This window comes from Acidocella sp. MX-AZ02, from assembly GCF_000306035.1.
Taxonomy (GTDB): domain Bacteria; phylum Pseudomonadota; class Alphaproteobacteria; order Acetobacterales; family Acetobacteraceae; genus Acidocella; species Acidocella facilis.
Map to the genome: position 1 here is coordinate 611,877 of NZ_JH976207.1, position 11,233 is coordinate 623,109.

Annotated in this window: 9 protein-coding genes and 1 pseudogene; 9 read left to right on the forward strand and 1 reads right to left on the reverse strand. The window is 58.8% G+C overall.

The window, feature by feature from the left end:
• Window positions 1-64 precede the first annotated feature (64 nt).
• The 9 genes from MXAZACID_RS03070 (at window position 65) to MXAZACID_RS19985 (ending at window position 10,732) form a co-directional block, all read left to right on the forward strand.
• Window positions 65-1,222 carry a S9 family peptidase gene (locus MXAZACID_RS03070; RefSeq protein ID WP_008492599.1) on the forward strand — a complete coding sequence of 386 codons (1,158 nt, stop codon included), beginning with the start codon at window positions 65-67 and terminating at the stop codon, window positions 1,220-1,222.
• 21 nt (window positions 1,223-1,243) lie between these two features.
• Entirely contained in the window at window positions 1,244-2,200 is a 957-nt protein-coding gene (locus tag MXAZACID_RS03075) for a VOC family protein (protein ID WP_008492600.1), read from the forward strand.
• A 2-nt stretch (window positions 2,201-2,202) separates the two neighbouring features.
• Window positions 2,203-2,574, forward strand: a complete 372-nt coding sequence (locus MXAZACID_RS20410; RefSeq protein ID WP_039884926.1) for a Rieske 2Fe-2S domain-containing protein — start codon at window positions 2,203-2,205, stop codon at window positions 2,572-2,574.
• Window positions 2,571-3,698, forward strand: coding sequence for an FAD-dependent oxidoreductase (locus tag MXAZACID_RS03085; RefSeq protein ID WP_039884676.1), 1,128 nt, complete (start codon window positions 2,571-2,573; stop codon window positions 3,696-3,698). The genes MXAZACID_RS20410 and MXAZACID_RS03085 overlap by 4 nt, the downstream gene beginning before the upstream one ends.
• 16 nt (window positions 3,699-3,714) lie before the next feature.
• Entirely contained in the window at window positions 3,715-4,701 is a 987-nt protein-coding gene (locus MXAZACID_RS03090; RefSeq protein WP_008492605.1) for a fumarylacetoacetate hydrolase family protein, read from the forward strand.
• A 154-nt stretch (window positions 4,702-4,855) separates the two neighbouring features.
• Window positions 4,856-5,800 (forward strand): transporter, encoded by a 945-nt coding sequence (locus MXAZACID_RS03095; RefSeq protein ID WP_008492606.1) that lies wholly within the window; start codon window positions 4,856-4,858, stop codon window positions 5,798-5,800.
• A gap of 11 nt (window positions 5,801-5,811) precedes the next feature.
• Window positions 5,812-7,008: an MFS transporter gene (locus MXAZACID_RS03100; RefSeq protein ID WP_008492607.1), complete on the forward strand. Its 1,197-nt coding sequence runs from the start codon at window positions 5,812-5,814 to the stop codon at window positions 7,006-7,008.
• Window positions 7,009-7,043: 35 nt separating this feature from the next.
• The gene (locus tag MXAZACID_RS03105) at window positions 7,044-7,826 is read left to right on the forward strand and encodes a cyclase family protein (protein ID WP_008492608.1); all 783 of its coding nucleotides are present in this window, start codon (window positions 7,044-7,046) and stop codon (window positions 7,824-7,826) included.
• A gap of 1,151 nt (window positions 7,827-8,977) precedes the next feature.
• Complete coding sequence (locus MXAZACID_RS19985; RefSeq protein WP_240376503.1) at window positions 8,978-10,732, forward strand: hypothetical protein; 1,755 nt, start codon at window positions 8,978-8,980, stop codon at window positions 10,730-10,732.
• A gap of 213 nt (window positions 10,733-10,945) precedes the next feature.
• Here the strand turns inward: MXAZACID_RS19985 and MXAZACID_RS20415 are convergent.
• A pseudogene (locus MXAZACID_RS20415) lies at window positions 10,946-11,128 on the reverse strand (transposase); the annotation flags it as partial.
• Window positions 11,129-11,233: the final 105 nt, after the last annotated feature.

An 11,233-nucleotide genomic window follows, 5' to 3' on the forward strand; every position in this document is an offset into this window, starting at 1 on the left:
TCTGATTTTGACTCTCATCAGGCGTAAGCCCGCGCACAAGCGGCGGGTATGCGCGGAGAATTTCATGTTTCGCTATTTTCCCACCAATTATGTTTGGAATCTGTCTGTCGATCTCGCCATCGAGATGGGGGCCAGGATCGGCGAGATCGAGGAGATGTGCGCGCCCTTGCAAGAGGCGGCGAAAGCCCCGGATGCCGCCGGCACGCGGGCCTTCCGGGAAGCCTGGGAAAACATGGCCGGCAAGCTGGTCGAGCTCGCCCAGGAGGACGAAGCCGCGGGGCGGCTTTTATCCGCCGGTGAAAAGCTCAATCGCGCCGCCATCTATCTGCTGACCTGCGAGCGCCTGCAATCGCGCAACGCGCCTGGCCGGCTTGAGCTTTACAAAAAAGTTCTGGAAATTTTCGAAAAAGGCGTGGCGCTCTCACGGCAGAATTGCCGGCGCGTGGAAATCCCCTACGAAGGCAAGGTGATTTCCGGCTTGTTCGTGCAGGCGCAAGATGTCAGCGGCCCCGCGCCGGTGCTGGTACAGGTCAACGGCCTGGATTCAACGAAAGAGATGAAATATCGCGTCGGGCTTCCGGCCTGGCTGGCCAGTCGGGGTGTGTCCTCGCTGGTGATCGACCAGCCCGGCACGGGCGAGGCGCTGCGCCTGCATAATCTAACGGCACGTTATGATTCCGAGCATTGGGCCAGCGTCGTGGTGGATTGGCTGGAGGCCCAACCGGAGATCGACCCCAAGCGGATCGGCTTGGAGGGCGTGTCGCTCGGCGGCTATTATTGTCCGCGCGCCGTGGCCTTCGAGCCGCGCTTTGCCATGGGTGTGTCCTGGGGGGCGAACCATGATTGGCGCGAGGTGCAGAAGCGCCGTCTGGCAAAAGAGGGAAGCTTTCCGGTGCCGCATTACTGGGAGCATGTCTGCTGGGTCTGGGGTGCCGCGAATATCGATGACTTCATGGCCATCGCGGAAAATGTGCATCTCGACGGGATTCTGGACCGCATCAAGGTGCCGTTTCTGGTCACGCATGGCGAGAAGGATTCACAAATTCCGCTGGAGATGGCGGGCCGCACCTATGACGCGCTGGTCAACAGCCCCAAGCGCGAGCTGAAGATTTTCACCGATCGCGAAGGCGGTGTGCAGCATTCGAGTTTCGATAATTCTATCAATGCCGGTCACTATATCGCCGATTGGGTGGCGCAAACCCTCGGCGGCCGGCTGGCCTGAACCGATATCACGGAGAGAGACATGAACATCACCAGCCTCGAAGGGCTTGTTTTCGGTGTTGACGATGTTGGCGCCTGCAATGAATTCCTCGCCAATATGGGACTTGACGTGGTGGAGCGCGGCGATGACGGCGGGCACTTCCTCGCCGAGGATGGTACCTGGATCAGCATTCGTCCGCGTGCGGATGCGCAGCTGCCCGCCCCGCTGGAAACCGGTTCCATGCTGCGCGAGACGGTCTATGGCGCCGCCGACACGGACACGATCGAGGCGGTTGCCAAGGAGATGGCGCGTGACCGTGAGGTCACCTGGCATGCCGATGGCAGCATCGGATTTTACGATGATCTGGGCTTTGCCTTGCGGATCTGCCTGGCGACGCGCAAGACGCTGGAGGTGCCGGCGGAGGTGATGCCCAACGTCCCCAATTCCACGCAAAGCCGTGGGCTGAATGTCATCGGTGTCACGCCCGGCGCGCCGGCGGCGCGGCCGCGTACTTTGTCCCATGTGGTGTATTTCGTTCCCGATGTGGCCTTGGCCGAAGCCTTCTACACGCAGCGTCTGGGATTTCGCTGCACGGATCGTTTCACCGATGTCGGGCCCTTCCTGCGTCCGGCCGGGATGGCGGATCATCACGCCTTGTTCCTGATCCAAAGCCCGCCGCATATCAAAGGCATCGAGCATTTCGCCTTCCACATGGCCAGCCCCTCGCAGGTTCTGGCGGCCGGAACCCAGATGGTGAAGCGCGGCTTTCAGAGCTTCTGGGGGCCGGGGCGGCATCATTTCGGCAGCAACTGGTTCTGGTATTTCAATTGCCCGATGGGCTGCCACGCCGAATTCGACGCGGACATGGACCAGCATGACGATCATTGGGTGCCGCGCGCCACGGCGATGGGGCCGGAAGCCAGCCAGGCTTATCTGTTCCAGTTCCGTGAGAAATGGGCGCCCGGCGGGCCGCCGCCAAATGCCCGCCCGGCCAGCTGAGCATGACGGTGCTCTGCCATATTTCAGAGATTCCGGTTGATGGCGCCATTGGCGTCGAGCCTGGTGAAGACGGGCATGATACGATTTTTCTGGTCCGCCGCGCCGGGCATGTCTATGCCTACCGTGATTCCTGCCCGCATTGGCCAGGGGCGCGCATGGCCTGGCGGCGCCATGAATATCTGGATGCGGACGGCGCGCATATCGTCTGCCATGGCCACGGCGCCTTGTTTGACATCGAAACCGGCCATTGCCTTTCGGGGCCATGCGCCGGCTTGTCGCTCAGTTCCCTGCCTGTGGAGCTGACAGCGGAGGGTTTGGTGCGGCTCCTGCCCACCGCATCCGCGCCTCTGACCTCAAAGGATATTTCGAAATGAGTGGAATGGCGAAGAAAATTCTCGTCATTGGCGGCGGGTTCGCGGGCATGGCCGCGGCGATTGAGCTGGCCAAGCGGGGTATGCAGGTCGAGCTGGTTGAGATCGACCCGGGCTGGCGTGCTTACGGCGCGGGGATCAGCCTGGGCGGGGCGACCTTGCGGGCGTTGCAAACCCTCGGCGTTCTGGATGCGTTTTTGCGCGTCGCCCATGGCTCTGATGGCGTGGATATCCGCACCCCGGCCGGGGCGCTGATCAGCCAGCTGCCCACCCCGCGCCTGGCGGGGCCGGATGTGCCGGGCGGTGCCGGCGTGATGCGCCCGGTCCTGGCTGGGGTTCTCGCCGCCGCCACCCGCGCGGCTGGCGTGGCGGTGCGGTTGGGCGTGACCTTTTCCAGCATCAGCCAGACCGAAACCGGCGTGGACGTGGCCTTCACCGATGGCGGCACCGGCCGGTATGATCTGCTGATCGGCGCCGATGGGCTTTATTCCAAGGTGCGCACGTCATTGTTCCCGGACGCGCCGGCGCCTTCCTATAGCGGCCAGGGTGTGTGGCGCGCGGTGCTGCCGCGCCCGCCCGAGATTGAGCGCTGCACAATGTGGATGGGCGACAGGGTGAAGCCGGGGGTGAATCCGGTTTCCGCCGAGGAGATGTATCTGTTCGTCACCGAGGACCGCGCGGCGCATGAGCGCCTGGACCCGGCCGGCTTCGTCGATCATCTGCGCGCCTTGCTGGCGCCATTCCCGGACCCGGCTTTGCAGGCGATCAGGGCGCAGCTGGGGGCGCGGTCGCAGATCATCTACCGGCCGCTGGAAGGGCTGCTGCTGAAGAGCTGGTACCAGGGCAGGGTGGTGCTGGTCGGCGATGCGGTGCACGCGACCACCCCGCATCTGGCCTCGGGCGCCTGTATCGGGATCGAGGATGGCATTGTGCTGGCCGAGGAACTCGCTGGCGGTGGCGGCATCGAGGCCGCGCTCGCGCGGTTCCAGGCCCGGCGCTGGGAGCGCTGCCGCATGGTGGTGGAAAACTCGGCGCGGCTTGGCGTGATCGAGCGGACGGGTGGCGACAAGGCGGAACATGCGCGGATCATGCGCGACAGCCACCAGGCGCTGGCGGCGCCGATTTGAGAAAAGGGAGCGACTCATGAAGCTGGCCAGTTTGCGTGATGGCAGCCGCGATGGGCGGTTGGCCGTGGTCTCGCGTGATCTCTCCCGCGCCTGCCTGGCGCCCGTGCCCACCATGCTGGCGCTGATGGACCAGTGGGAGGCGCGCGAACCGGCGCTTCGCAACTTGTATCAGGCCTTGAACGACGGCCAATGCGAGAGCTTCGCTTTCGACCCTGAGCAGGCGATGGCGCCGCTGCCGCGCAGCTTTCAATGGCTCGATGCCTCCGCCTTCCTGGCGCATGGCGCGTTGATGACCAAGGCGCTGCGCCTGGAGAAGAATGTGCAGGGCGATCTGCCGCTGATCTACCAGGGCGGATCGGACAGCCTGCTCGGCCCGTGCGAGGATGTGCCATTCCCCTCGGAAGCGTTGGGGATCGATTTCGAGGGCGAGTTCGCCATATGCCTGGGCGATGTGCCGATGGGGGCAACGCTGGAGGAGGCGCATCGGGCGATCCGCCTGCTGACAATCGCCAATGATTGGAGCCTGCGCGCGCTTGCCGCGCGGGAAATGGCCACCGGCTTTGGCTGGCTGCAATGCAAGCCCTCCACCAGCTTCGCGCCGGTGGCGATCACCCCTGATGAGCTGGGGGCCGCCTGGGACCAGGGGCGGGCGAAATTGCGCCTCTCGGTGAGCCTGAACGGCGCGCTGTTCGGCCAGCCCGATGGCGCGGCGATGGATTTCAGCTTTCCGGAACTGATCCGCCACGCCGCCCGCACACGCTGCCTCTGCGCAGGCACGTTGCTGGGCTCGGGAACCGTTTCGGAAGGCGCGCCGCAGCGTGTGGGAAGCGCTTGCATCGCGGAGATGCGTGGCGGCGAGATGATCCTGCACGGCGAACCGCGCACCGCCTTCCTGAAGTTTGGCGATGAGGTCGCGATGACGGCTTATGATGCCGATGGCCATGCGCCGTTCGGTGCCTTGTCGCAACGTGTCGTCGCCGCGCCGCGCCAGGAAATCTCCTGATTTTATCTACCGTCCTGGCGAAATTGCTTTGCCGATAGAGACGCTCAATGGGAGCCATATAAAAACTAAATTTTTCAAACGTTCATGATTATGGATTGATCGCAACCGTCCAAGCGGCGCGCAAAGCGCCTTTATAACGAGAAAGTCTGGGGAAATGAAAAAAATCCTGAAACTATCCGTGGCCCTCTCATGCTGCCTCGCGGCGGCACCGGCCTTGGCGTTCGAAAATAACAACGCGCCTTATCCCGTTGGCACCACCTCGATCGGCATTGCCTCCTTGCCGCCGATTCCGGGGATTTTCCTGTTGGACCAAACCGACGTATCCGGCGCCGGCTATCTCACGGATAGCCACGGCAACAAGAAGCAGATCCCTCCCTTCAAGGTGCATTCCGTTTCAACCACGCCGCGCATCCTGATCAGCTGGCCAGTGACTTTGCCGGGCAATGGGCGTCTCTACACGCAAATCGTCCCGCCGATCGTGGTGCTGAACACCGAAATATTCGGGCAGAAATTTCATACTGCCGGTGTGGCGAATTTCACCATCACACCGTTTCTCGGGCAATGGAGCGTGACGCGGAATTTCAAAATCGCCAGCGGGTTTGACTTCATTCTGCCTACCGGCGCCTACAGCGCCAGCAAGCCCGCCATCGCCTCCGGCTATACCACCTACTCGCCGGTGCTCTCGCTGCGCTACAACAACCCGCATGGGCTGGATATCGGCGTTTCCAACCGCCTCTTCTTCAACAGCACGAATACGCGCACCCATTACCATTCCGGCGATGCCTACCTGGCGGATTATATCGCCGGCTGGAATATCGGGCCGGTCGAGCTTGGCGTGACCGGCGGCTGGTTGCAGGAATATCAGCGCGACAGCCAATATGGCGCGGCAATACCCGGTTCGCGTCAGGAGATTTTCAGGATCGGCCCCTCCATTACCTATAGCGGCCGGTTCCTGGGGAAGATCCCCTTCATCGTCAACGTCAATGATCAGTTCGACGTGATTTCAAAAAACGCGCCAAAGGAAAATAATCTCTGGGTGAATATCGGCTTTCCGTTATTTGCGCCGCCGCCGCCGGCCCCGCCGGTGCACGCCAGCTGAAGGAGCGGAGAATGAACGAGACGCAACGCCAGGCTGGAACCGGCCAGGGCATCTTGTTGCTGTGCGGGTCGTGCCTGCCCATTCTGGGCGCGGTCCTGCTTGGGCCGGTGCTGGCCGAGGTGCAGGCGCATTTCATCACAACCCCCAATGTCGCAGCCCTGACGCCGGTGATGCTCACCATCCCGGCCCTGATGATCGCGGTGTTTTCGCCCTTGGCCGGCTGGCTCGCGGACAGATTCGGCAGACGCCGATTGCTGCTGATCGGCTTGCTGGTTTACACGCTGTTCGGCACCGCGCCGCTCTATTTGCAGGGCTTGCACGCGATCGTGCTCTCGCGTGCCGGGCTGGGGCTTGCCGAGGCGGTGGTGATGACCATTTGCACCGCGCTCATCGGCGATTATTTCGAAGGCCGCAGTCGTATGCTCTGGCTCTCCCTGCAGGGGGCGGTCGCGTCTTTCGCGGCCGCGGTGTTTTTCGGGCTCGGCGGCGCGCTGGGGGAGTTTGGCTGGCGCACGCCGTTCTGGCTCTATGTCGCCGGCATCGTGATGTTTCCCTTTGCATTGAAGCTGTTGTGGGAGCCCTCCCGGCCGCATCGGCTGACGCCGCATCTGGGGGCGCAGACGCTGCCCTGGCGGGTGCTGGCCGTGGCTTACCCGTTTGCCTTGGTCACCGGTATCGCGCTGCTGATGGTGCCCATTCAGCTCAGCTTCATTCTGCACGGGCTGGGGCTCGATTCACCGGCCACGGCGGGGCTGCTTTCCGCCGGCAACCAGGCCTCGGTGCTGGCCGGCGCCTTGCTGTTCCGCCTGCTGGTGCGCTTTGGCTATGTGCCGGTGTTCGGCGGCGGGTTTTTCGCGGCTGGCGCGGGGCTGCTGCTGGTTTCGGTCAGCAAGGGGCAGGGCGGTCTGCTTCTGGGCGGCTGTTTGAACGGCTTCGGGTGCGGCCTGCTGCTGGTGGGGCTGATCACTTGGGCGTTGGCGGCGCTGCCCTCAAAGGTTCGCGGGGTTGGCGCCGGGGGCTTCAATAGCTGCGTGTTCCTGGGTGAATTCCTCAGCCCGCTTGTCATCCTGCTGTTGCGCCATGGCGGGGTCAGCCTGGTGAGTGCCATGGCATTTTGCGGCTGGGGGCTGGTGGCCTTGATATTGCCCGCTTTGCTCGCGCCTCTGGCCATCCGCGTTCAGGCCGCCGCTCTGCCGGCGGCCGACTGAACGCCTCCCCCCCGCTTTTTCCGGAGTGACCTTGAATGAGACGATTTCTCGATCTTTCAGTCGCCATCGATAACGACACCCCGGCCGACCCGCCGCCGCTGCGCCCAAAAATCCTCTATCAGGATCACGCCCAAAGCGTCGCGGAAGTGCTGAATTTTTTCCCCGGTCTCACGCAAGACCAATTGCCGGATGGGGCCGGCTGGGCGGTTGAGAGCTTGCAGGTCACCGCCCATAACGGCACGCATCTCGACGCGCCCTGGCATTATCATCCGACGATGGATGACGGCGCGCGCGCGATCACGATCGACGAAGTGCCGCTGGATTGGTGTTATCGTCCCGGCGTCAAGCTGGATTTCCGGCATATGGAAGACGGTTACGTGGCGACCGCGGCGGATATTGAGGCGGAGTTGCGGCGGATTGGTTATACATTGCGGCCGCTGGATATCGTGGTCATCAACACCGCCGCCGGCGCGGCATATGGCACCCCGGCTTATCTGGGCAAAGGCTGCGGCATTGGCCGTGAAGCGACTTTATATTTGCTGGAGCGGGGCGTGCGCGTCACCGGCACCGACGCCTGGAGCTGGGACGCGCCCTTTCCCCTTACAGCCAGACGCTTTGCCGAAACCGGCGATGCGTCGTTGATCTGGGAAGGGCACAAGGCCGGCGCCAAGATCGGCTATTGTCACCTGGAAAAGCTCGCCCGCCTGGCCGAGCTGCCGCCTTTTGGTTTCGAGATCATTTGCTTTCCGACCAAAATCAAGAATGGCTCGGCGGGCTGGACCCGGGCGGTCGCTGTATGGGAGGCGGAGACGGCGTGATCGCCGTCTTTAACCCTCCTTTGTGCCGCTGACCTGCGCCGCGGCCCTAGAAGAAGCGATCTGAGCGCGCCCACCCCCGCGCAGGGGCTTTTACGGCGCGGATGCTTTGACGATGTCAGGCCAGGAATTGTCGCGCCGATCGCCCTGGCAGCGCGCGGCATTTACGCTGGCGTTATCCAAGGCGTTGTGAGCTTGCCCGTTTGGGACGAGCTTTTCAGCCCCGTCTTTTGGCCAGGCCAACAAATCCAGCAGGTTCGAAAGCAGCGAAATTGTTCATTGAAAAACCTGGCTCCCGAAGTAGGACCGTGATAATTTTAAAGCCTTTGAGAAAAACATGAGAAAATAAATAGCCCCCTTAATTTAACCCCAAAACAAGCCCCAAAATTCCTGAGTATGCCTAACTATGAGCCAGGGCGTTTTTGGGGCGCCGCCCAGCCCGCTTTGCGTCTCGGTATGACCATCCCGCATTTTTTCAATAAGAGCATGAACACGGCAACCCGACTGTCACCGACGGGCTTGTGCCGACCGCTCGACTCCCGACCATCTCCGTTTTCGAGAATGGCGCCCCTTACCTGCTAGCGGCTTGCCCTGGCACCGGGTCAGCGGCCAGTCCGTGAAGTGGTTCATCGACATCCAGGGCCTTGATGCGACCTGGCAAAACGAAATATTTTTAAAAGCATTTTAAATCAATTAATTGATTGGGTTTTTTCTCAACCCAACATCCCCTAAAGCGGCAGAATTTATTTCCGAATCCAGAAATATTTTTTTATGTTCCGAAAGCATTTGAAAAGCGTCTCGTGCGGACGTTCGGCTTTGGAGGTTCTTTCCATTGTAGGCTATCCTTGATGCTGCGGTTACCCGCCAGCGGAACGCCGTGCGCAAGTGAAAAAAGGCGCCAGACTTTCACCCGGAAAAAAACTGATCGGAAATGGGAGAAAACCCTCCACTATTTCTAGAATCAAGCCAAACTGAGCCGAGCCAATTAATTGATAGGTTCTGTGCCTAGTCATTTCCATAGCGATGTCCTTTCGAAGGTTACCAGGAGCGTGCTAAATTAATTCACTTATTACATGCTGTTGCAGTTCAATTCTCCCAGAAGAACAGATAAAATATTTAACGGTGCCTAATGATCGAAGGAAGGGAAAAAGCCCGTGAAAGACGTATATGAGAGAATCGGCGCACTTTTAGAAACATCAAAAGGTGATCCCGAACTCGCGATTGCCGGGTATTATGAGATCTATAAACACGATGGCTTCTTCCCTTGGGGCGCTCATTATCTAATGGAACTCCTTAGAAACAGCGGGGTTGAACGTCTAGGCGATGCGCGACGTGTAGCTGAAGACCAACTTAAAAACTGCCCAGAATTTACTCACAGTTGGTGGCCTCAATTAACTCTTTTTCGGGGCACTTCACAGTACGAAAATTTTTGTCGGGAAATTTTAAGATACACAAATTTTGAGATTTTTTTGAACGATGAAGCTCCCCGGCTGGCAGTGCTTAATGCGTTGCTCCTACTGCAACCGGCCAACTATCTTGTTACGTTGGGTCAATTATACAACTCAAAGCACCTCGAATTTGCGGAAATATCTGCGTTCCAAATTTCAATTTCTTTCTTTGGCCATGTGCGTAGCGCAACCGATTTTACGAAATTTTTGCCCGGCACAGATTGTTGGACCCTTGCCTTTGATCACAACAAGCCAGTTGTTTACAAAGACAAAAATCTCATCTCGCTCAACATAGCTTACCTGGAGGTTAAAGGCTTTGAAGGCTGGACGTTCCAGCTTGCTATAGCGTTCATGACTACGGCAAGCGCGCTATTTAATTGGCCAGTATATAGCCACGATCGTGGCTACGTAGCGTGGACTAACGTGACTGACGCCGACTTCTTTTTGGCCTCACTATACAACACATTCGTCAACCCATTGCGCTGGCTTCAACTTCGTCCTTCGCCCCTGTCTTCCGTAGCAGAACAAGCATGCGACTTTCGGGACACAAGTTCATATCCAGCGGCTATTTTTTCATCTACGAACCCAAAATTTTACGTGCGCGCTGGCAATGTAGAACTATTTGCATTGCGCAGCTATTTTGAATCTAAGTCAAATTCAAAAATTATGGCAGAGCACGTGGCTTGCCATGCTCTCCGTGCTAAAAATGAAGGGCTCGACTTCTCAGCTAGTCCTTATAATTACCCTCAAGTTGATCTACAAAAAAACATTATTAGCTTACAAACGAATGCAGGCTGGTATGCGATGCCAGGACACGCGGCGGTGTCATTTGAAGATTGGGCTGGCAAATATTACCAAGCGCTTAGGGACGGCGTGTTGCTTTCGGGACATGACGAAGAGCTATTAGGCATCGCAGCAGCACAACCTGATTTTCGTTCCAAAAAAATATACTCCTGGAATGACGACGCCTTTATCAAATTTCTTGATCGGCAACGGGTGACTTTAGCAACAGCATATTCTGAAGAAATTTCTGAAGGATTTGAAAGCGGGAAAATCGCTCGCTTATGGAGAGACCTAGGCTTCGAATCAACTTTATCTAACTTTTCAACAGTGCCTTCACCTTATTCAGTATGGCCATTTTACCCAAATCAATCTTGGACGCAAACTTATGAGGCATTTCGAGATAGTGTGTTTTCTGACATTGAAGCAAACAGAACGACCTTGTTCGTTGCTGCTTGTGGCTGTTATGGTTTGCCGATCGTTCACGAGGTATCTCAGCATTTCAAAATAAACTCCGTGTACTATGGGCATCATTCCAATTTATTATTCGGCTTAATAACCGAAGATGGTCGTAGACAACAATTTTACGCAAAAAATCCTTCCTCTAAAAACTGGGTTCAACCTCGCATTAAAGAGCGAATGCCTGAAGTTGGACGTATCGACGATGGGCGTTATGTCTGATCTCATAATCTTGTACCCTTCGCAAATCCTTCGAAAGAAGTAAGCGTCCGAGGTGTCGTTTTTCAGGATCACGGTACCAGCTTGGTGCCGATCCGCACCCGGTAACCGCTCGGCAGTTCGATCTGCCATGGGCGCCGGCGGGGGAGCGGCCGGAGGTGGCTGTGCCGCAGGCTGCTCCGGCATCACAACCACAGGCAAAAGCTGCGGCGGCGTCACGCCCGAAGCCTCTGCACAGAGCTTGCGCCAGGTAAAAAAAACCTGGTTGCTGTTCTCATCATATTGCCGGGCGACCATCGACACCGAAGCCCCGGGCATCCCAGATGCCGCCACAATCTCGCGCTTCAACGCCTCAGGCCACACTTTATGCTGGCGCTTCACACGCAAACTTGTGTCCATTATCTCGGTTGTGGACACTTTCCACCTTCAGGTTACACTCCCCAAAGGCTGACCCAGCCACCAAAATCCAGGAAGGCGGCCCTTCTCGGAGGCATACGTCATTCG